This is a genomic window from Butyricicoccus sp. OF27-2pH9A (genome assembly GCF_027693185.1).
GTDB classification, from domain to species: Bacteria; Bacillota; Clostridia; order Oscillospirales; family Butyricicoccaceae; genus Agathobaculum; species Agathobaculum butyriciproducens.
The window spans coordinates 13,402-34,055 of the sequence record NZ_JAQEXK010000002.1 but is presented as its reverse complement, the minus strand read 5'-3'; the positions used below and the strand labels follow the sequence as shown (position 1 = coordinate 34,055).

The following is a 20,654-nucleotide window of genomic DNA, read 5'->3' as shown; positions in this document are numbered from 1 at the left end:
CACGATTTAATACCGCCTGCGGCGGAAATTATGTATGGAAACGCGCTCCAACGCTTCATACAAACCTCTCTTTTTATTCCAAATGTTCATTTAAGGAGGAACACCCATGAAAGTAGGTATTATCGGTGCGGGTCGTATCGGTAAGGTACACGCAAAGAACATTTCCATGTTCGTACCGGAGATGGAGATCAAGACCATCGCTGACCCGTTTATGAATGAGCAGACCGAGGCATTTGCCAAGTCCTGCGGCATTCCGAACACCACCAAGGACGCAAACGACATTCTGAACGATCCCGAGATCGAGGCAGTTCTCATCTGCTCCTCTACCGACACCCATTCCAAGTACATCATCGAGGCTGCTCACGCAGGCAAGAACATCTTCTGCGAGAAGCCGATCGATTATGATCTGGAGAAGGTTCACGCTGCTATCAACGCAGCCAAGGAAGCCGGCGTAAAGCTGCAGATCGGTTTCTGCCGCCGCTTCGACCACAACCACCGCGCAGTATACGACATGGTTCGTGACGGCAAGGTCGGCAAGGTCAACATCATCAAGATTTCCTCCCGCGATCCGGAGCCGCCTCCGGTATCCTATGTTAAGGTTTCCGGCGGTATCTTCTATGATATGATGATCCATGACTTCGATATGGCCCGCTTCCTCGCAGGCAGCGAAGTTACCGAGGTAAATGCAGTTGGTTCCGTTCTGGTCGATCCGGGCATCGGTGAGGCCGGCGACGTTGACACTGCGCTCGTTACCCTCAAGTTCGCAAACGGCGCGATCGGCGTGATCGACAACAGCCGCAAGGCAGTTTACGGTTACGACCAGCGCGTTGAGGTATTCGGCTCCGAAGGCTGTGCCGAGGACCAGAACGACACCCCGAACACCGCTGTTCTGTCCACCGCAGACGGCGCTGTACACGGCGTAGCCTACAAGGTAATGTGGGACCGCTACACCGGCGCATTCGTTGCAGAAATGCAGGCATTCGCAGATGCCGTTATCAACGACAAGGAGACTCCGGTTACCGGCGAGGACGGTCTGTATCCGGTACTGATGGCAGCAGCTGCTACCAAGTCGCTGCATGAGGGCCGCCCGGTCAAGATCTCCGAGATCGAGGCTTAATCACAGCTTCATTTTCACACCACGCACACAGTCTAAGCAATGTGCTAAAACCGTTGGTGCGCTATGCACCAACGGTTTTTTTCTACAAATTGAGGGAGTTAGAACAGAGAAAATGATATTCACTTGCGTAACCTTTGTATTTTTTACGATTTTAGTTGCGGTCATCTCCTACGTCAAGACCAAGGGCGATGACCAGACCACCGCCGACGGCTATTTTCTGGCAGGACGCGGTCTACCGGGCATTGTCATTGCAGGCTCGCTGCTGCTGACCAACCTCTCCGCAGAGCAGCTTGTCGGTACAAACGGACAGACCTGGGCGATCGGCATGAGCCCGATGGCATTCGAGGTCATGGCAGCCACCGCGCTGATCGTGCTGGCGTTGTTTGCCGCGCCGCGCTACCTGAAAAGCGGCATTACCACCATTCCGCAGCTGCTCGGCGAGCGCTACGACCGACCCACCAAGCTGTGGTTCTCCATCGCGTACATTATTCTGTACCTGTTCGTGCAGATTCCGGTCATTCTGTACTCCGGTTCGCTGGTATTTGAAAACATTTTCAACCTGTCCGGCACGCTCGGCATTACCAAGTTCCAGTCTATCGTTATTCTCTGCATTCTGATCACCATCATCGGTTCGATCTACGCCATCTTCGGCGGTCTGAAAGCGGTTGCGGTATCGGATACCATCAACGGCGTCGGTCTGCTGATCGGCGGACTGATGATCCCGTTCCTCGCGCTCAACGTGCTCGGCCATGCCTCCGGCAGCGACAGCGGCGTTGCCATCATGGACGGCGTGCGCTACCTGATCCACAACCACGCCGATATGCTCAACTCCATCGCACCCGCGCAGAGCGAAGCACCGGCGGTTCCGTGGCCGACCGTGTTCCTCGGTCTGGTATTCCTCGGCTTCCAGTCCTGGTGCACGCATCAGTCGTTCATCCAGCGCGTGCTCGCTGCTGAAAACCTCAAGGAGGCACAGAAGGGTGCGCTCTACTGTGCGTTCCTGAAAATCCTCGGCTTTATGTTCCTCGCGCTGCCGGGTGTTATCGCTTACGCGATCTTCAACATCGAGGGCACGCAGGTATCCATGATGGATGACGCATATCCGGCACTGATCACCCGCGTTGTTCCCCAGCCGATCATGGGCTTTTTCGCAGCCGTTATGTTCGGCGCGATCCTATCCTCGTTCAACTCGGTGCTCAACTCGGTCAACACCATGTTCACGATGGACATCTACAAGGAATTCATCAACAAGAACGCCAGCGATAAAAAGCTGGTCTCGGTCGGCAAAAATATCGGCATTGTGTTCGCGATCTTCTCGATGATCGTCGGTCCGATGGTCTACTTCTTCCCTGCCGGACTCAAGACCTTCCTCGATTCGTTCGTTATGCTGGTCGGTCTGCCGGTCCTGTCCGGTGTATTCGGCGGCTTCTTCTTCAACTGCCTGCCGAAGTACAGCGCACGCTTCATCATGGTATTCCACATCATCTGCTATGGCGGCTTCATGCTCCTGTCTCCCAGCTATTCGCTGTTCGGCGGCAACGAGGGCACCATGCACTATCTGTACGCCGTATCCGTTCTGTGGCCGCTTGAAATGCTGATCATGTACCTCATGCACCGTCACAATAAGCGCAAGGGTGCTGAGGTTTGGGTACAGCAGGACGTCGGCGCGGTAGACCTGACGCCGTGGAAGTACCGCAATATCGTCAGCGTGATCGTTATCGTATGCGTTGTGCTGGTTTATCTGGCATTCTCGCCGCTCGGCATCGGAGCATAATTTTTGGAAAACAGCGTTGCATATCCGCTGCGCTTGATGTATCATCAATTTAAAAGAGTAAGACAACCGAAACAAGAAAATTTGGAGGTAATTTATTATGGCACTGAGAAAATGCGCTTGCATTGATACCCTTTACACCGAGCTGGACTGGCTCGACCGTTTCCAGGCTGCAAAGAACGACGGCTTTGAGGCCGTAGAGTTCTGGGACTGGCGTATCCGCGATCTGGATGCGACCCGCGAGGCTGCTGAGAAGGCCGGCATTGCCATTTCCGGCTTCAACGGCGATGCGGACTACTCGCTCGTAGACCCGACCCACAAGCAGAAGTATCTGGACTACCTGAAGGAGTCCATCGCGGCGGCTAAGAAGGTTGGCGCAGCCAGCGTTACCATCCACTCCAACGCATTGGGTGACGGCGGCATTGTAGTAAACCACTACGACAACCTGTCCCACACCGTAAAGCTGTGCTCGATGTACGACACGCTGCTCGCCTGCGCTGAGCTGGCCGAGAAGGAAGAGATCAACCTCAACCTCGAGGCGCTGAACATCACCACCGACCACGTCGGCAACTTCCTCGCTACCACCCAGATGGGCGCTGAAATCGTTCGTCTAATCGGCTCTCCGCGTCTCAAGCTGCTGTATGATGTATACCACATGCAGATCAACGAGGGCTGCATCTGCGATACCATCTCCAACTACGGCGACACCTTCGGCCACATTCACGTTGCCGATGCTCCGGGCCGTCATGAGCCGGGCACCGGTGAGATCAACTATAAGAAGGTTATCCGTCACCTCGAGGAGTGCGGCTACACCGGCCGTGTCGGCTATGAGCTGTTCCCGCTGACCGATACCGCAGCTGCTGTTAAGGCCATCATGGAAAACGCCTAAATCTCTCTTTCTTTCAAGTCCCTGTGCTGTATGGTACAGGGACTTCTGTTATGCTATGAGGCAGGCATTCGAATTCGCAAATCAAAATCTTCAACCGCATCCTGCATTTCCATGCTATAATAAAACTGCAAAGATAAAAACGCAACGTGCACTCCGTGCACCAGAGCCGGTAGGTAGCCCGGCCGTCCTGCTTTTGCAGGGTAAGTAACCTGCCCCTCCGGGTTGTCCATTCTTTGTTCATTTATTTTTCAGGAGGGAAAAACAATGGACAAAGTAATTGGCAGACTGACCGTATTTTTTGAGGACCCGTTCTGGGTCGGTGTATTCGAGCGGATCGAAAACGGAAGGTTATCCGTGGCAAAGGTAACCTTCGGCGCAGAGCCGAAGGAGCCGGAGCTGCTGATTTACCTGCTGTGGCACTACTACCGATTGCCATTCAGTCCGGCTGTTGAGACTGCCGTAAAGCCTGCACACCGCAATCCCAAACGGGCACAGCGGGAAGCCGGACGGCAGACCGCGCCAATCGGCATCGGCACCAAATCGCAGCAGGCACTGCAGCTCCAGCAGGAGCAGAACAAGCAGGCGCGCAAGCGCCGAAGCCGTGCGCGCAAACAAGCCGAGGCCAAACGGCTTTATGCACTCAAACAGCAGCAAAAACGCGAAAAGCACAAAGGACATTAGTCCTTTGTGCTTTTTCATTCCGCTTAGAGAAAACCAAGCAAATGCTGCATTGCAATGCTGACGCACGCAATAGCGACCCAACAGCAAAAGCCCATGAAAATCGGCTTGCCCCCGGTCTTGACCAGCTTTACGATATTGGTATTCATGCCGATAGCCGCCATCGCCATAACGATGAAGAACTTGGACAGCGTCTTGAGCGGCGTAAACACGCCTGCCGGTACGCCGACCGTGGTGCACACCGTGGTGATGATGGACGCGAGCACAAAGTACAAAATAAACATCGGGAACGCGCGCTTGAGCGAGAAGGCTTCGCCGCCCTGGCTCTGCTCGGTCTTGGCCTTGTGGGTGCGCCACAGCGCTAGCACGAGCGTAATCGGGATGATCGCCAGCGTGCGCGTCAGCTTGACGATGGTGGCGATTTCCAGCGTATTGCTGCCGTGGATACCGTCCCACGCGGAAGCGGCTGCCGTTACGGACGAGGTATCGTTGACCGCCGTGCCCGCAAACAGGCCGAAACCGTGGTCGGTCATGCCAAGCATGCCGCCGAGCGTCGGGAAGGTCAGCGCCGCGATGACGTTGAACAGGAAAATGACCGAGATGGCCTGTGCGATCTCCTCATCGTCCGCACCGATGACCGGAGCGGTTGCCGCGATTGCCGAGCCGCCGCAGATGGACGAGCCGACACCGACCAGCGTCGAGATATTGGACGGCACCTTCATTGCCTTGCACAGCACGAACGACACGATCAGCGAGGTGCCGATGGTTGAAACGATGATGGGCAGCGACTGTGCGCCGACCTTGGCAATCTCGGACAGGTTAAGACCGAAGCCGAGCAGGATAACCGCGTACTGCAGCACCTTTTTCGATGTAAAGCCGATGCCCGGCTGCACCTTGGTCTTGTTCTTCCAGAACAGTGTGAGCACCATGCCGATCAGGATGGAGAATACCGGTCCGCCGACAACCGGCACCGCCTGTCCCAGCAGCCATGCCGGAATCGCAATGCACAGACACAGCAGCAGTCCGGCGCCGTTTTTCTTGATGAAATCCATTGTTTGACCCCCTTATTAAACCGAATATCAGTATACACTATCTCGGCGGCGCAGTTCAATACTTAGTTCGGCAAAGGGCAAAAGAAATCAGCCTGCAGGTGCTTTGCAGGCTGATTGGGACAGTTTAGAACTGATACGGCGGATTCCCGGAGAAATCAGCGATACTGCCGTGTGCATCCTCGAGATAGAACACCTCGAAGATCGGGTTGGTCGCCTCGCCGTACTGGCTCTTGACGATCAGATTTGCGATGCACATCTCCTTGGCAGCCATGTTGTTCTCGAAAACAGCCTTGCCGTGCAGGCGAATCCATGCGTACTCCGGGCTGGAAACCGAGATTTCGATCTCCGGATTTGCCTTCATATCCTTGTAAACGTCCTTAGTGTTGTTCGTGCAGAACCACAGCTTGCCGTCCATCTCGCCCGAGAACATGAACGGGCGGCACTTTGCCTTGCCGTCACGGCCTACGGTTGCCAGATACTGTACCGGATTCGCCTGCAGAAATTCTACGACCTTGCTCATGATAAATACCTCCATGAAGATTTTATTTTCTTTTTCTATATTGGGATTGCTTTTCCCTTTCGGTGATTCTATAATAAAGCCGTAGTGACAATCTGTAAAGTAAGCACAATATTGTGGTGTAGTTACCCAAAAGATACTATTGGCGCAAATCGCGTTAACAAGGAGGTTTTTCTCATGGAACTGACCGAATCGACTGCAAAACAGGAACTGCCCGCCTGCCCTGTCGAGACCACGCTGACGCTCATCAGCGATAAATGGAAGGTGCTCATCCTGCGTGACCTGATGAACGGCACCCTGCGTTTCGGCGAACTAAAAAAGTCCATCGGGCACGTCACGCAAAAGGTTCTGACCGCACAGCTGCGTCAGATGGAGCAGAGCGGTCTGCTGACACGCAAGGTCTATGCCGAGGTGCCGCCGCGCGTGGAATACACGCTGACCGAACTCGGGTACAGTCTGAAACCCGTGATGGACGCCCTGTGGAAATGGGGAGAAAATTATCAGGCACAGTGCCGTTAATCCGGCTTTCTATCCGTAAAAACAACTTTCAGGAGGAAAATCATGCCTCATATTTTAATGATCGCCACCGGCGGCACGATTGCGTGCTGCGAGACCGAACGCGGTCTTTCCCCTGCTCTGGATGGCACCGCGCTGCTCGGCGCACTGCCTGAACTGTCTGCGCTGTGCACAGTCGAAACGCTCGATCTCATGCAGCTGGACTCGACCGACGTGACCGCCGCCGACCGTCAGCGCATGGCCCAGGCGGTCTGGCAAAACCGCGAGAAATTCGACGGCTTTGTGCTCACGCACGGCACGGATACGCTCGCATACACCGCTGCGCTGCTCACCCACCTGCTGCCGCATTTCGATAAGCCGCTCGTGCTGACCGGCTCCATGCTGCCGATGGGCGTGCCGGACTCGGATGCGCCGCGCAATCTGCTGAATGCGTTCCGCACTGCGGCAGACGGACGCGTAGGCGTGTACGCCGTGATGAACGGTCAGATTTTGCACGGCAGCCACGTTTTTAAGCAGCATTCGACCGAGATTGACGCATTTCTCTCGGCAAATGCCGCACCGGCAGGCGAAATCCGTGAGAGTGAAGTACACTGGAACACACCTGCGCCTGTCCCCTCCGGCAAACCGAAACTCGTAGAACAAATCGACACCCACATTCTGCCCGTGCGCCTGACACCTGATCTTGATCCGTCATTCTTCTCCGTGCTGCTCGGCTACCCCAAGGTCGTACTCGAAGCCTTCGGCGCAGGCGGCGTACCCGCCCGTTTAGAAGCCGCCGTGCGTGATCTGATCCAAAGCGGCACGCGCGTGTATATCACCACGCAGTGCCCGGAAGGCGGCGTACACCTGCACAAATACGAGGTTGGACGCCGTGCCGAAGCACTCGGTGCGATTTCTCTCGGCAGCCGTACCTTCGAGGACGCGCTCGGCGCACTCATGTGCGGTGAATTGTAAGATGTTCTGCCCGCAGCGTACAATTTAGAATACGCCAGCCCGTCCGAAATAACACAAAATCCCGCCTTCTCACGCGAGAAAGCGGGATTTTTCTTTACTGTGCATTCTCCTTGCTGAACGGCAGAATATGCATCCGATACTTATGCTTATCGACCAGCAGCGTGCGGTCAGCGATCGGCATGATATCCGAAACCTTATCCGGCGGGGTGCAGATGATCGCCTGCAGACCCATTTTGCGCAGCAGACGCACGCTTTCGATGATGCGTTCGCTATCCATCTTGTTGAACGCCTCATCGAACACGACCAGACGCACCGTATTGCCGAAGCTGGACGTATCGCTCACGCGGTACAGCTGCGCGAACGAGGCCAGAACCGCAATATAGAACGGCGTCTGCGTCTCGCCGCCCGACTTGGTGTTGAGCGTCTGCGACAGCAGCTGCTTGGAGCCGTTCTGATCGGTGGTCTCCAGATCGAACTTCAGATAGGTGCGGAAGTCGGTGTACCGCTCGATGTTCGCCTGCAGCTCGCTCTGCTTGCGGGCATTGAGCTGGGTATCGTCCGCCATGGTGATCTGGCTGAACAGCTTGTCGATCAGCGGACCGTATTTCTCCTGAAACTGTGCGGAAAACAGCGTAATATCGCCTTCCATCAGCTCCGGCGCCATAATCATGTCGTAATATTCGGCATAATCCGGATTGCGGTCCACGCGGAACTGGTAGCTGTCCGTGCCGAACTGCGCCTGCCGCAGTGCCCGATTGAGGTTCTTGACCTGATCCTGCACCTGCTCGATGCTGCTTTTCAGCTTGGACAGGAAGTCGTTCTGAAACTGCTCCATCGCGCTCTCGCGTGCGGCACGGATTTTGGTGCGGTACTGCGGCAGCTCGCTTTCCTCGAGCACACGGCGTTCCGCATCGAACTCCGCATTGTCGTCTGCCTCCACGCGGAACGAGCACGGCCCAAACCTCTCGACATATTCTCGGCGCGCCCGCAGGAGTGCCGCGCGGGCGTTCTCCATCTCGTTGACAACCTGTGCATGGTGATTGCTGAAATTGCGGTACACGATGTCCGGCCGGTGCAGACGCTCCAGCTCCTGCCGGTAGCGCGGCAGACCGATATCATCGCGGTAGGTCTCCGAGAATCTTTCCGCCAGCCTGCGCTCCATTTCGGTGCGGCTGCGGTACTGCTCGGGCAGGATTTCCTCGTCCAGCTGACGAATACGCTCCTCCAGTCTGGCCTTGTGTGCAATCTGCACCTCGCGCTGACGACTCAGCGCCGCAATCTCGTCGCTGATCTCGGTGATCAGCTGCTTCTGCTGCTCCAACCACAGCAGGTCGAGATGGGAAACCTGCTCGTCGATCGCGTTGATCTCCTCCTCCAGTTCCGCGCGGTACAGAAAATCCGCCTGCCGCTGCGGTACGATGTTTCGCACATAATACGGTGTCAGCATGGGCGTTTTCTGCTGAGAAATTGCCTGCCAGATGGGTTTCCGGTGCGAAATCTCGGTCTGCAGACCGGCGGCCTCCTCCTCCAGACGAGCGATACGCAGCGTGACCGCATGACGGCCGATGAACGCATCCTCCATACGGTCTCTGCGGAGCGCACGCGCCACATAGCCCTGATACAGCATACCCTCATCCGTGATGGCGGTCCGATACCCGCGCAGCTGCTCAACCGTGTCGCAGCACATCACGCGCCCGAGCAGATAATCCATGTAGGTTCGCGCAAGCGCGTTCCCGGTCTCCACCTTTTCCGCAAGACTGCCGCTCTGCGGGTCGATATGCTCACGCTCGCGCAGCGTGCCGATATCGACCAGACCGTAGGCGTTCAGGCTCTTTTCCCACTTAAGTTTGTTGTAAATACGCAAAGCCTGCTCGTAATACGCCGGTTCGACCAGAAAATAAAACTTCTGGTTGTTGAGATAGCCTTCCACGGCTCCGCGCCAGCGCTCATCCTCAATTTCCAGCACATCCGCAAGAATATCTACCGCAACCGGCACTCCCGCCTGCTGCTCCAGTTCCTCCGCCAGTTTGGCACGGAACAGCAGCAGTCCGCGCGGATAGTCCTTGATGTTCCTGCGCAGATCGGCAAGTGCAGTCTGCTTTTCGGTCAGCTGATGCTGCAGCTCTGCAACCTTATCGCCAAGCTGATGCGCCGCCTTCGCCAGCGCGTCCGACAGGGTCGCTGCCGCCTGCCGGGCGTCCTCGAATACGGTCTGCTCCTGCGAGAAGATCGCGCATTCGCCGCTCGACAGCCGTGCGTAGGTGCGCTGCACCTGCTCCGCCGCCTGCTGCACCGGAACGAGCACATCCTCGGCGTCCCACGCAAGCGCGGTCTCACACAGGTGCGTCAGCCGCAGCGCCTCCCGCTTGATCTCAAGTGCGTCGCGCTCCATCTCCTGCACCAGCTTGCTCTGCTCGGTCAGCAGCGACTGCTTCTGATTCTCCAGCCGCTCGCGCTCCTGATAGGTGTCGCTCTGCGCATAATCGCGGTCCAGCTGACGGCGGCGCTCCTCCTTCGCCTGCACCTGCCCGGCCAAATCCTCAATCGCGGTGTCCGCCGCGGTCAGCTCGGACAGGCAGCTGCGCTTTTCCTGCTCGCGGCTGTCGATCTGCGCCTGCATGTCCTCCTTCTGCGCCCACTGCACAAGGAAGGACTGCACGCGCCAGCGGTCCACCGAGCGCGTCATTTCGCGGTACAGAGTGCTGATCTCCTGCAGCGCGGTCAGCTTTTCCTCCTGCTGCTGCGCCAGCTGCTCGTGCCGCTTGTAGTTGCGGATGTTCTGCTGCATGGCTTCGATGTCCGGCTTATCCGGAATATCGCAGATATTTTCGGTGATAAACTGCTGAATATCCACGATTGGACGGAACGACACCGCCTTTTTCATCATGCGGAGCACCTGCTCGTTGTGTACGTTCCACCGCGAGAGCATGTTGCGGCGGTACTCCCACTGGGTATCGTACACCTCGGCGCGGGAGAAATTCTGCTTGAGGAATTTGCGCAGGTCGTGAATATCCATCGCCTCGCCGTCCTCGATAAAGCAGTTTTCCGGCAGTTTTCCGACATAGATAAAGAAATGATCGTGCTTACTGCCGTCACTGCGGCAATCGAACATCACGCCGCACACGAAACTATTGTGCTCCACATCGTCCTCAAATTCACAGACAATATAGGTCGAAAAGTCCTTGCCTCTGCGGGAATATGGGTTATTCTCGTCCATATCGGCACGCAGATAGCCGTCCAGCGTGCGCTGTGAGCGCTCATTCGCCGCCAGGTTGAAGTTGCGCGCATTGGTCTCACCCAGGAGAACGATCTGCAGCGCGTCAATCACCGTGGACTTGCCTGCACCATTTTTGCCGGTCAGAAAGTTCACGTCACCGACCTCGATGATCTCCTTGCTGAAATACAGCCAGTTAATCAGCAGGATCTTCTTCAGTTTCTTCATCGGCGTTCTCCTCCTTTCGCAGCACGGCTGCGACCTCATTCAATCGTTCGCTCGAAACAGCGGTCTGAATGGTCGGCAGAATGGCAAATCTGCAGTCAGCCTGATTAAATTTCCCCTCGATGCGCTGCAGGATCGAGTGGTTTTCAAATACGGTCAGCGCCCGCTTGACCTCCTCCATATTCGGCTTGGCCGGCAGGATAGCGTAGTCGGTTACGACCTTTTCGAGCACCTCGCGCACGGTGCAGAGCGCGTCCTGCTCGAGTCCCAGGCGCTCCTGGCTTTCGTCGTACAGCATGCGCAGGGCGAGCAGAATCGCGGTTTCGCGCTTGGACAGGATGCACCTGTTGGCTTCATCCGTGTTCAGCACATAAAAGTAGCCGTTTATGTCGTCGCGCCGCAAATCCCAGTCGAGCAGGCTGAGATACTCGCGCACGGACTCATAATGAATGGATAAAAAAGTGTAGTCCGGGTTGCTCACCCGTCCCCTGCCCGGACGGTACAGCGTGCGCACCACATAGGTGCGGCTGAGCAGCTGATTGCACACCGCTTTGAACTGCTCCAGCTCCTTTGCGGTAGCGGTATTCAGAAATTCCAAATTCATTCGTTGTTCTCCTTCCGGCTGATCTGCAGTTCCGGAATAGCATAGCCGTTTTCCCGGCGTTCGCCGTCCAGCTCCTGCACCGTGAAATCCGCCGAGCGGTCGCCGCCGGTCAGCACCGCCAGCAGGCTCATCACATAGTCCTTATCATTCTTGAGCGGAATATCCTCCGAGCGGCACACATCGCTTTCACCGAGCCATCCCTGCACATACGCCGCGATGGCGCCGCGGCCATACTCCGAGCGCAAAAGTGCAGCCGCCTTTGCGGCGGCTGCCGTATCCGCTTCGGTCTCCTGCACGAGCACAGGCGCGGCCTTTGTCCGCTTGCCCGGACGCTTGCGGTACCACAGGCTGCTCTCGGACAGGCAGGTCTGCTCGTACAGCCGGAACACCGGCTGAATCGTGTCCACCAGATCGGCGGCTCGCCGGTTGCGCGACAGCGCGGTCAGCACCGTGTGCAGGTTGCCGCGGATATTCTGATCTCGGTTGGTCAGGTTTTCGATCTTCTGCGTAGCCGCACGCGTGTAGCGGCGCACCTGTGCGTCGATCTCATCCAGATAATCACGCTCGAGATTGTCGTAGCACTCCTGTATCCAGTAAATTTTGCGAAGAAGATCGGCGCGGCAGTTCTCCGGCGTGTCACCTCGGCGGTCAGCCAAAGCGGCATTCGCCATGGCGATGAGCAGTTCATCATTCTCCGCCCAGTCGTTTAATACATTCTGGATGGAAATGCGGTATTTCGGCACGGAATCCTTGATCTTGAGCGGACGGATGTACGCCTCCATCACCTTCTGCCCGAAATCATCAAAGTGCGATGCGAGCACGTCCCCGACATTGTGCATGTCGATCTGCATCTGGAAATAATGCTTGACGTTATGATACACCATCTGCAGCAGATTGATGAGCGCGCGCGTGTTGCCATATGCGCCGTAGACAGCAGCCATTTTGTCATACACGCTGTCCGACTCATGCGCGACCTTGAGCGTGGAATAGGTGCCGAACACATACGAATAGCCGCGTGCAGGCGTGTCCTCGCGCAGCGCGTGGAACAGCTCGAGCAGACGGCTGCTGTGGCCCGGCACCGTAATATATTCCCGAAAGTCTGTACCGCGCTCCTTTTCAAACCAGCCCTTGCTGCCCAGCTTGCGGATGAGGAAACGGGCACGGCCGGAAATATCGCGCAGCTCATCCTCGTCGATGTCCTCGCCCTCGAAGGTAGCCTCGGCCAGCTGCTGCTCCAGTCTGCTCCGCAGCATGGAATACAACATATCCTCGGGCAGCTTCAGCTTTTCGCGGTACGCCGTGTACAGCACATCGAGCGCATCCGCGTACAGCGCACGGTTCGGTGACGCCAGCGGCGAAAACAGCTCGTCCGGCACGGCTTCAAAAAATTTCATGTCCTCTATCCTCCTCTGCGGCGCAAAACGATAGATTCGGCACGCAAATTGCTTTTCTATACAAAAATATTATACAATTTTCGAGGAAAAATTACAATGATGAAATCCGTTTCCCGCGTATTGCTCCGCTGCCCGCCGCATGATAAGATAATGCCGCAGCTCTCATGCAAGGAGAATCATCGTTTCATGGCACAGACCAAACACAAGGGCGGTCTGGCGGACAAGCTGATTTTATTCGCGCTGCAGCTTGGTGTGGCCGGTGTGCCGATTGCGACCGTTACCTCCAATGTGCTGAGCGCAGGCATGGTTCTCACTCACCTTGCCCGCCGGAATGACGATTTTGCGTTACAATTAAGGCAACACCCGACAGGAATATCCTATCGGGTGTTTTTCTATGTCTAAGAGAGATTTTATCGCAGGTTCGGTGTTGAACACGCGGATATCCATCCGTTCACCTTTCGGGTCAACGCGCCAAGTCTGAGACGCCCCCTTCTTCTCAACGGCAGCACTGCGAATCGGCTTGTCTACGTTCTTTTCTCCGAAAGTCATGGTAAATTTTCCTCTGCCGTTCCCTATATGGAAGCGGTCGCCGGTTTCTGACCTGCGCCAGACTAAGAAATAAAGGAACCGGGATTCACAAGGGCGGAAACCTTGGTGTCCACCCTTGTGCCCCTGCCGGGCAGGCAAGAGACCGCGATACCTTATCGCATAATAAGATACACCGTATAGACAGCATACATTGCCACCATGGCGATACCCGGCACACGTCCGAGCTTGCCCTTGCGCGCCGGCAGATAAAATACCGCGCTGATGGCAATCAGGAACAGGCAGTCAACGATAGAGGTCGCCTGCACCGGAATCGGCGTGATAACCGACGAAACGCCGAGAATCAGGAAAATATTAAACAGGTTCGAGCCGATAACATTGCCCATTGCAATGTCGTTCTGTCCCTTGCGTGCAGCCACGATAGAAGTGACCAGTTCAGGCAGGCTGGTGCCCATGGCCACAATGGTCAGACCGATGAGTGTTTCACTCAGGCCGAACATACGCGCAATACCGGTCGCGCCGTTTACGGCCAGCTGACCGCCGATCACGATGCACGCCAGACCGAGCAGGATATTCACCCAGATCATCGCAGTGGACATGGGTGCTTCCGCTTCCTCGGCCTCAGCTTCTGCTGCTGCGGCAGCAAGCTGCTCGCGGTTCTGCAGTGCGGTGCGGATCTGGTGCGTCAGAATGAATGCGAATATAATCAGCAGTACAACGCCTTCCCAACGGGCGATGGTCAGGTCGGGTGCGATGGCGCCCAACAGCAGCACAGATGCGAGAATGGACAGCGGCCAGTCACGGCGGAGCAGCGTTTTATCCATCACAAGCGGACAGACAGCGGCGGACAGACCGGCCACCACCAGCAGATTAAAAATGTTCGAGCCGACAACATTGCCGACCGCAATCTCGTTTGCACCGCGCAGGGCTGCGGTGACACTGACCGCCAGCTCCGGCATGGACGTGCCGAACGCAACGATGGTCAGACCGATCAGCAGCGGTGATACGCCCAGCTTGCGCGCCAGTGCGGATGCACCCGCAACAAACTTATCCGCACCCCAGATCATAAGTGCAAAGCCAATCACCAGAAATACAAATGACAGCATACCGTTTCCTCCTTCGTTTCCGGAAAATCTCGGACAGCACCGCTCTATCACGGCAATGCCCTTGTCCCCAACAGTGTACATGCTTACGCGGGAGTTTTCGCTCGATTTCCGGCTGCAGCGCACAAAAAAAAGACTTTTACCGCATACTGCGGTAAAAGTCTTGCTGCTTACGGCTCGGTACGGATTGACTTTTCGTCAATCGGGCTTGTCGGCACCGACCACGCGCTCTTGCGTGAGCTACTCCCTTTTACAGTAACTATCATATGGGAAAAAAAGCGATTAGTCAAGCCGAACTTGTGGAAATGTACACAATCTTTACGGGACAACCCCTTATAGCAGTTCAGACAAATACTGCAACAAGTGCGCGCATACAGCACGCAAATAGCATCGTCAATTTCATTCGCCATGCGCCCAGCATGGCTTCATAAAATTTCCTTGCTCTTTGCGCGCTTTATACGCTACTTTTGCCGCATTATTTATCTAAGCTGCTATAATTCACGAAAAAATCTTTACAAGTCCCTCGTGAACCTATATACTATAAGGTACTGAAATTTTGAACAATCTGAAAGTGAAGGAGCATTTTCATGCTGGAATTTGAGGAATACAAGGTCAAGCTGAACAACCTCAAGCCCGAGCTTGAGGAGCTGTACACCTCGCTCGGTCTGGAGCAGGCGAAGCGTGAGGTAGAGGAGCTGGAGATCAAGTCCTCTCAGCCGGGTTTCTGGGATAATCCGGAGGAGAGCCAGAAGATCGTCTCCCGCATGGGCTCGCTCAAGGGCAAGGTTGAAGCGTACAACAAGATGACCGAGCTGTGCGATGACCTGCTCACCATCTGCGAAATGGCGATTGAAGAAAACGACGAATCCATGCTTGAGGAGCTGGAAAGCGGCTACAAGGAGCTGGAGGACGGCATTGCCGAGCAGAAACTGGGCACGCTGCTGACCGGCGAGTACGACAGCCACAACGCACTCGTATCCTTCCATGCCGGTGCCGGCGGCACCGAGGCACAGGACTGGTGCGCGATGCTGTACCGCATGTACACCCGTTGGGCAGAGCGTCACGGCTTTACCTATAAGATCATGGACTACCAGGACGGCGATACCGCGGGTATCAAGTCTGCCGATATTCTCATCGAGGGTGAAAACGCCTACGGCTTCCTCAAGGGTGAAAACGGCGTACACCGTCTGGTCCGTATCTCTCCGTTTGATGCATCCGGCCGCCGTCAGACCTCGTTCTCGGCGGTAGAGGTCGTTCCGGATATTCCGGATACCTCCACGGACTTTGAGATCAAGCCGGATGATTACGAAATGCAGGTTTACCGTTCGTCCGGTGCAGGCGGTCAGCACATCAATAAGACCTCGTCTGCGGTTCGACTGATCCATAAGGCGACCGGTATTGTTGTAGCCTGCCAGACCGAGCGAAGCCAGCTGCAGAACAAGGAAAACTGTCTGCGCATGCTGCGTTCCAAGCTGGTTGAGATCAAGGAGCGCGAGCATCTTGAGAAAATCTCGGACATCAAGGGCGTTCAGCAGAAGATTGAATGGGGCAGCCAGATTCGCTCCTACGTTTTCATGCCGTATACGCTCGCCAAGGATACGCGTACCGGCTTTGAAAATGCCAATATCAACGCTGTAATGGATGGCGATATTGACGGTTTTATCAACGCATACCTGTCTGCACTCGCCACCGGCGTGTGGGAAGGCAGCAAGGGCGGTAATATGTAATTTACCGCACTTCGCGTTACCGCCGTACCCACGGCGGTGGGCACAAGGATGGACACCAAGGTTTCCACCCTTGTGAATCCCGTTTCCTTTATTTCTTAGTCTGGCGCAGACCAGAGACCGGCGACCGCTTCGAAAAAGAGGAACGACAGAGGATTTTTCCTCTCATAAGGACGGACCTACTTCGGGTCCGTCCTTTTCTTTTACCTATTCGCAGTTCGGTTACCTTACTGCTACACATACGGTTCAGTCTACGCTGAGTGCGGCATAACAGTGCCGCACGATTCGTTAGCGCGTTATAACAGACAGCACCCGCGAAGATAAATTGTGCCAAACAGACAGATTCGCAGGTGCCTTCTGGTATAACGTGCCCAAAAATTGCGCGACACGGTTATGTCGCGCCTGCGTAGATGAAACCGTATGCGTAGCAGTACGCTATCTGACACTGCGAATAGGTCGAGACATGGGCGCACACTGTGCTCCCCTACGGTAGAAAAAATCCTCTGCCGTTCCCCCACAGTCTCAGCTCTCTGGCAGGCAGACGCTAAGAGGAAACGGGGAGATTCACAAGAGGGGTGGAAACCTTGGTGTCCATCCCTCTTGTGCGCCCGCGCGGCGTCAGCGCACGTTCCCGCGCTCCGCAGAGCGCAACTCCCCCGCTTGATATAAGCAAAAAACTCCCCGCCCGTTAGGAACGAACACGCTCACGCAGTTCGTTCTCCCCGCACAGTCGGTGCTGAAAAGGTTCCACCCGGAAAATCCCGCTTGCTGAAATTACCATTTTGACAAATCCCGCGCATTCCGCGTGATACAATAACACTCCGCGGCACCGGCATGGAGTCATCTAATTATCCACAAGTCTGTGGATAAATCCGTGCAAAATCACGCCGCAACGGAGGAGTTTTTACGCAGACAGCAGTTTTCACCGCAGCGGCTAAAATAAACGCGCTTCCGCTGCGATTTTACCCGTTGCGCAACAATATCGCGCTGTGCACGCTTGGTGCGGACGAACGGCCGCTGACCGGTCACGACGAAGTCACCTCGGTGGACCGCAGTCTGGTGCTGAGCAGCACCGCCGTCCATCTCGGTGAGCACGGCAGCATCCACGACCTCGCTGAAAGCGAAATCTACCGCTGGGCCAACGTGCGCGGCTACGTTGCACTGCACCGCACCCAGCCCATCTATCTGAGCGAGAACCGCTGCATGATGCACCTGCGGCTGACCGGCGTGCGGCTCGGCATGGAGCAGGTGGTAGTCTACACCTGGCTTTCCGGCGGCATGGCGCGTGTAGACCGCCTGTGGCATCCCCTGTCCGAACGGGAAAACGACCCATCCGACGCCGTGTTTGCCGCTACAGCCGCCGCTTTAACGGCTTTATAATATCAGCAATTTGCTTATTCACAAAAAATTTATTTATATTCTGTCCACTTTATGCTATAATACTATCGTATATGTAACAAATGGGGCTATTGCGCCCTTTTGAAAGGCTGAAGAAAAGTAATGGCTAATTTTTTGACCAAAATTTTCGGCACGCACTCGTCGCACGAGCTGAAAAAGATCTACCCCATTGCGGATAAAGTGGACGCACTCGAAGAGCAGTTCAAAAAGCTGACCGACGACGAGCTGCGCGCCAAGACAGACGAATTCAAGCAGCGCTACCAGAACGGCGAAACGCTCGACCAGCTTTTGCCGGAGGCATTTGCCACCTGCCGTGAAGCCGCATGGCGCGTACTCGGTATGCGTCATTACCGTGTACAGGTCATCGGCGGTATCGTCCTGCATCAGGGCCGTATCGCAGAGATGAAGACCGGTGAAGGCAAGACCCTTGTGGCTACCCTTCCCGCTTATCTGAACGCACTGACCGGCAAGGGCGTACACATTGTCACCGTCAATGACTACCTCGCCAAGCGAGACAGTGAGTGGATGGGCAAGGTATACCGCTTCCTCGGTCTCAAGGTTGGCCTTGTCATTCACGAGGTCCCGCCGCAGGCCCGCAAGGCGATGTACGCCGCTGACATTACCTACGGCACGAACAACGAGTTCGGTTTCGACTACCTGCGCGACAACATGGCGATCTACAAAAATGCAATGGTTCAGCGTGACCATGCGTTCGCCATCGTCGATGAGGTTGACTCCATCCTGATTGATGAGGCGCGTACCCCGCTGATCATCTCCGGTCAGGGCGAGAAGTCCTCTCAGCTGTACGAGATTGCTGACCGCTTTGCCGCTCAGCTTTCCTGCCTGCGCGTCAAGGAAGTGGATGCCAAGGAGGAGCAGGACGACATCGATGCCGATTACATCGTCGATGAAAAGGCAAAGACCGCGACGCTGACCCCCCACGGTCAGAAGCGCGCCGAGGCTTACTTTAAGGTAGAAAACCTGTCCGATCCCGCGAATACCACGCTGCAGCACCACATCAATCAGGCCATCAAGGCACGCGGCGTTATGCAGCGCGACGTAGATTACGTTGTCCGTGACGGTCAGGTCATCATTGTTGATGAGTTTACCGGCCGTCTGATGTTCGGCCGCCGCTACAACGAGGGTCTGCATCAGGCGATCGAGGCCAAGGAAGGCGTAAAGGTCGAGCACGAGAGCAAGACGCTGGCAACCATCACCTTCCAGAACTACTTCCGTCTGTACGGCAAGCTGTCCGGCATGACCGGTACCGCACTGACCGAGGAGGAGGAGTTCCGCCACACCTATCAGTTGGACGTTATCGAAATCCCGACCAACAAGCCGATTGCCCGTAAGGACAATCCGGATGCGGTTTACAAGAACGAACGCGGCAAGATCATGGCGACCATTGCCCGCATTGAGCAGTGCCACGCAAAGGGTCAGCCGATTCTGGTCGGCACGGTTTCCATCGAAAAGTCCGAGGAACTGAGCAAGATCCTGAAGGCTAAGGGCATCAAGCATACCGTCCTGAACGCAAAGTATCACGAGCGCGAGGCGGAGATCGTTGCACAGGCCGGCAAGCCGGGCGCAGTTACCATTGCGACCAACATGGCAGGCCGTGGTACCGATATCATGCTCGGCGGCAACGCCGAGACCATGGCGCTGGATGAAATTAAGAAGTATCTCCGTCACGAGGTCGAGGACCGTGTGCAGAAGGGCGAGATGGACGAGCGCGTTGCGCACGACTACATCGACCACATGATCTACGAGGCAAACGGCCATGCCGACACCGACGATCAGGAGGTTCTGGCTATCCGTGCCAAGTTTGAGGAGCTGTACAGCAAATTCAAGACCGAGACCGACGCGGCAGCCGAAAAGGTTCGTGCGGCAGGCGGTCTGTATATCCTCGGCACCGAGCGTCATGAATCCCGCCGAATCGACAACCAGCTGCGCGGCCGTGCCGGTCGTCAGGGCGACCCCGGCGAATCCAGCTTCTACATTTCGCTGGAGGATGACCTCATGCGTCTGTTCGGCTCCGAGCGTATCCAGAACATGATGGACACCCTCGGCATTGCCGATGATGAGCCGATCGATCAGAAGATTCTGTCCGGCGCGATCGAAAATGCTCAGAAGAAGATCGAATCCCGCAACTTCGGCGTTCGTAAGCACGTCCTTGAGTATGACGATGTGCTGAACACCCAGCGTCAGACCATCTACGCACAGCGTCTGCAGGTGCTCGAGGGCAAGGACGTTAAGGACAACATCGTCAAGATGATCGACGAGACCATCGCCCATGCGGTTCATGCCGCCATCGGCGAGCATAACCTGATTTCGACCGAGATGGTTGAACAGGCGCGCCGTCCGTTCATCGGCGTATTCCTGCGTCCGGAGGACTGCACCTTCACGCCCGAGGAGTGCGACGACCTGACCGCTGACCAGCTGACCAACATTCTGGCAGATCAGGCGCATAAGGTTTATGACGCTAAGGAGCAGGCCCTTGGCTCGCCCATCATGCGTGAGCTGGAGCGCGTTGTACTGCTCAAGAACGTAGACAGCAAGTGGATGGACCACATCGACGCTATGACCGAGCTGCGCAACGGCATCGGCCTGCGTGCATACGGTCAGTACGATCCGGTGGTCGAGTATAAGCGCGAGGGCTTTGATATGTTCGACGCGATGATCGATTCCATCCGCGAGGATACCGTCCGCATGATCTTCCTTGCACAGGTTCGCACCCGTGAGGAACCCAAGCGTGAGCAGGTAGCCAAGGAGACCGGCGCAGCAGGCGCAACCGACGGTTCTGTCAAGGCAGAGCCCAAGCGTGCCGGCAAGAAGCCGGGCCCAAATGATCCGTGCCCGTGCGGCAGCGGCAAGAAGTATAAGAAATGCTGCTACCTCAAGCCGGACGACCCGTATAAATAACTGTCGAGAAACCGGACTTTATTGACAGACTGA

Annotated in this window: 16 protein-coding genes; 10 read left to right on the top strand and 6 right to left on the bottom strand. The window is 56.0% G+C overall.

Annotated features, from left to right (window positions below; all coding sequences use genetic code 11):
* Window positions 1-106: 106 nt before the first annotated feature.
* From iolG to PG722_RS02210, 4 genes are all read left to right on the top strand, one after another.
* Complete coding sequence (gene iolG, locus PG722_RS02225; RefSeq protein ID WP_118360080.1) at window positions 107-1,117, top strand: inositol 2-dehydrogenase; 1,011 nt, start codon at window positions 107-109, stop codon at window positions 1,115-1,117.
* A gap of 112 nt (window positions 1,118-1,229) precedes the next feature.
* Window positions 1,230-2,891 carry a solute:sodium symporter family transporter gene (locus tag PG722_RS02220; protein WP_270579528.1) on the top strand — a complete coding sequence of 554 codons (1,662 nt, stop codon included), beginning with the start codon at window positions 1,230-1,232 and terminating at the stop codon, window positions 2,889-2,891.
* A 97-nt stretch (window positions 2,892-2,988) separates the two neighbouring features.
* A complete protein-coding gene (locus PG722_RS02215) occupies window positions 2,989-3,777 on the top strand; it encodes a TIM barrel protein (RefSeq protein ID WP_118645790.1) in 789 nt (262 codons plus the stop codon).
* 264 nt (window positions 3,778-4,041) lie between these two features.
* Window positions 4,042-4,458 (top strand): YjdF family protein, encoded by a 417-nt coding sequence (locus PG722_RS02210; RefSeq protein WP_118760740.1) that lies wholly within the window; start codon window positions 4,042-4,044, stop codon window positions 4,456-4,458.
* Window positions 4,459-4,481: 23 nt separating this feature from the next.
* Here the strand turns inward: PG722_RS02210 and PG722_RS02205 are convergent, their stop codons facing one another.
* Window positions 4,482-5,507, bottom strand: coding sequence for a YeiH family protein (locus tag PG722_RS02205; RefSeq protein ID WP_118645786.1), 1,026 nt, complete (start codon window positions 5,505-5,507; stop codon window positions 4,482-4,484).
* 124 nt (window positions 5,508-5,631) lie between these two features.
* Window positions 5,632-6,027, bottom strand: a complete 396-nt coding sequence (locus PG722_RS02200; RefSeq protein ID WP_118760739.1) for a pyridoxamine 5'-phosphate oxidase family protein — start codon at window positions 6,025-6,027, stop codon at window positions 5,632-5,634.
* 174 nt (window positions 6,028-6,201) lie between these two features.
* On the opposite strand from PG722_RS02200, the gene PG722_RS02195 reads away from it, so the two are divergent.
* Window positions 6,202-6,543 carry a winged helix-turn-helix transcriptional regulator gene (locus PG722_RS02195; RefSeq protein ID WP_118753448.1) on the top strand — a complete coding sequence of 114 codons (342 nt, stop codon included), beginning with the start codon at window positions 6,202-6,204 and terminating at the stop codon, window positions 6,541-6,543.
* Between the two features lie 42 nt (window positions 6,544-6,585).
* Window positions 6,586-7,494, top strand: coding sequence for an asparaginase (locus PG722_RS02190; RefSeq protein ID WP_270579527.1), 909 nt, complete (start codon window positions 6,586-6,588; stop codon window positions 7,492-7,494).
* A gap of 94 nt (window positions 7,495-7,588) precedes the next feature.
* Here the strand turns inward: PG722_RS02190 and PG722_RS02185 are convergent, their stop codons facing one another.
* The 3 genes from PG722_RS02185 to PG722_RS02175 are packed head-to-tail and all read right to left on the bottom strand — an operon-like array spanning window position 7,589 to window position 12,931.
* Window positions 7,589-10,936, bottom strand: coding sequence for an ATP-binding protein (locus PG722_RS02185; RefSeq protein WP_270579526.1), 3,348 nt, complete (start codon window positions 10,934-10,936; stop codon window positions 7,589-7,591).
* Window positions 10,905-11,537 (bottom strand): DUF4194 domain-containing protein, encoded by a 633-nt coding sequence (locus tag PG722_RS02180; protein ID WP_117752090.1) that lies wholly within the window; start codon window positions 11,535-11,537, stop codon window positions 10,905-10,907. Before PG722_RS02180 ends, PG722_RS02185 begins: the two co-directional genes overlap by 32 nt.
* A complete protein-coding gene (locus PG722_RS02175; protein WP_270579525.1) occupies window positions 11,534-12,931 on the bottom strand; it encodes a Wadjet anti-phage system protein JetA family protein in 1,398 nt (465 codons plus the stop codon). Before PG722_RS02175 ends, PG722_RS02180 begins: the two co-directional genes overlap by 4 nt.
* Window positions 12,932-13,117: 186 nt before the next feature.
* Here PG722_RS02175 and PG722_RS02170 point away from each other — a divergent pair, with 186 nt between their 5' ends.
* A complete protein-coding gene (locus PG722_RS02170; protein ID WP_270579524.1) occupies window positions 13,118-13,333 on the top strand; it encodes a hypothetical protein in 216 nt (71 codons plus the stop codon).
* Between the two features lie 299 nt (window positions 13,334-13,632).
* Here PG722_RS02170 and PG722_RS02165 read toward each other — a convergent pair whose 3' ends face one another.
* The gene (locus tag PG722_RS02165) at window positions 13,633-14,583 is read right to left on the bottom strand and encodes a calcium/sodium antiporter (protein WP_270579523.1); all 951 of its coding nucleotides are present in this window, start codon (window positions 14,581-14,583) and stop codon (window positions 13,633-13,635) included.
* Window positions 14,584-15,167: 584 nt separating this feature from the next.
* On the opposite strand from PG722_RS02165, the gene prfB reads away from it, so the two are divergent.
* The 3 genes from prfB (at window position 15,168) to secA (ending at window position 20,621) form a co-directional block, all read left to right on the top strand.
* Window positions 15,168-16,307: a peptide chain release factor 2 gene (gene prfB, locus PG722_RS02160; RefSeq protein ID WP_270579522.1), complete on the top strand. Its 1,140-nt coding sequence runs from the start codon at window positions 15,168-15,170 to the stop codon at window positions 16,305-16,307.
* 966 nt (window positions 16,308-17,273) lie between these two features.
* Window positions 17,274-17,684, top strand: a complete 411-nt coding sequence (locus PG722_RS02155; protein ID WP_270579521.1) for a hypothetical protein — start codon at window positions 17,274-17,276, stop codon at window positions 17,682-17,684.
* A 120-nt stretch (window positions 17,685-17,804) separates the two neighbouring features.
* Window positions 17,805-20,621 (top strand): preprotein translocase subunit SecA, encoded by a 2,817-nt coding sequence (secA, locus tag PG722_RS02150; protein WP_118477917.1) that lies wholly within the window; start codon window positions 17,805-17,807, stop codon window positions 20,619-20,621.
* The last annotated feature ends 33 nt before the right edge of the window (window positions 20,622-20,654 follow it).

What these genes read in the sequence shown, in the direction of transcription:
- iolG (WP_118360080.1), top strand. Translation starts at nt 107, where the DNA reads ATGAAAGTAGGTATTATCGGTGCGGGTCGTATCGGTAAGGTACACGCA.
- PG722_RS02220 (WP_270579528.1), top strand. Translation starts at nt 1,230, where the DNA reads ATGATATTCACTTGCGTAACCTTTGTATTTTTTACGATTTTAGTTGCG.
- PG722_RS02215 (WP_118645790.1), top strand. Translation starts at nt 2,989, where the DNA reads ATGGCACTGAGAAAATGCGCTTGCATTGATACCCTTTACACCGAGCTG.
- PG722_RS02210 (WP_118760740.1), top strand. Translation starts at nt 4,042, where the DNA reads ATGGACAAAGTAATTGGCAGACTGACCGTATTTTTTGAGGACCCGTTC.
- PG722_RS02205 (WP_118645786.1), bottom strand. Translation starts at nt 5,507, where the DNA reads ATGGATTTCATCAAGAAAAACGGCGCCGGACTGCTGCTGTGTCTGTGC.
- PG722_RS02200 (WP_118760739.1), bottom strand. Translation starts at nt 6,027, where the DNA reads ATGAGCAAGGTCGTAGAATTTCTGCAGGCGAATCCGGTACAGTATCTG.
- PG722_RS02195 (WP_118753448.1), top strand. Translation starts at nt 6,202, where the DNA reads ATGGAACTGACCGAATCGACTGCAAAACAGGAACTGCCCGCCTGCCCT.
- PG722_RS02190 (WP_270579527.1), top strand. Translation starts at nt 6,586, where the DNA reads ATGCCTCATATTTTAATGATCGCCACCGGCGGCACGATTGCGTGCTGC.
- PG722_RS02185 (WP_270579526.1), bottom strand. Translation starts at nt 10,936, where the DNA reads ATGAAGAAACTGAAGAAGATCCTGCTGATTAACTGGCTGTATTTCAGC.
- PG722_RS02180 (WP_117752090.1), bottom strand. Translation starts at nt 11,537, where the DNA reads ATGAATTTGGAATTTCTGAATACCGCTACCGCAAAGGAGCTGGAGCAG.
- PG722_RS02175 (WP_270579525.1), bottom strand. Translation starts at nt 12,931, where the DNA reads ATGAAATTTTTTGAAGCCGTGCCGGACGAGCTGTTTTCGCCGCTGGCG.
- PG722_RS02170 (WP_270579524.1), top strand. Translation starts at nt 13,118, where the DNA reads ATGGCACAGACCAAACACAAGGGCGGTCTGGCGGACAAGCTGATTTTA.
- PG722_RS02165 (WP_270579523.1), bottom strand. Translation starts at nt 14,583, where the DNA reads ATGCTGTCATTTGTATTTCTGGTGATTGGCTTTGCACTTATGATCTGG.
- prfB (WP_270579522.1), top strand. Translation starts at nt 15,168, where the DNA reads ATGCTGGAATTTGAGGAATACAAGGTCAAGCTGAACAACCTCAAGCCC.
- secA (WP_118477917.1), top strand. Translation starts at nt 17,805, where the DNA reads ATGGCTAATTTTTTGACCAAAATTTTCGGCACGCACTCGTCGCACGAG.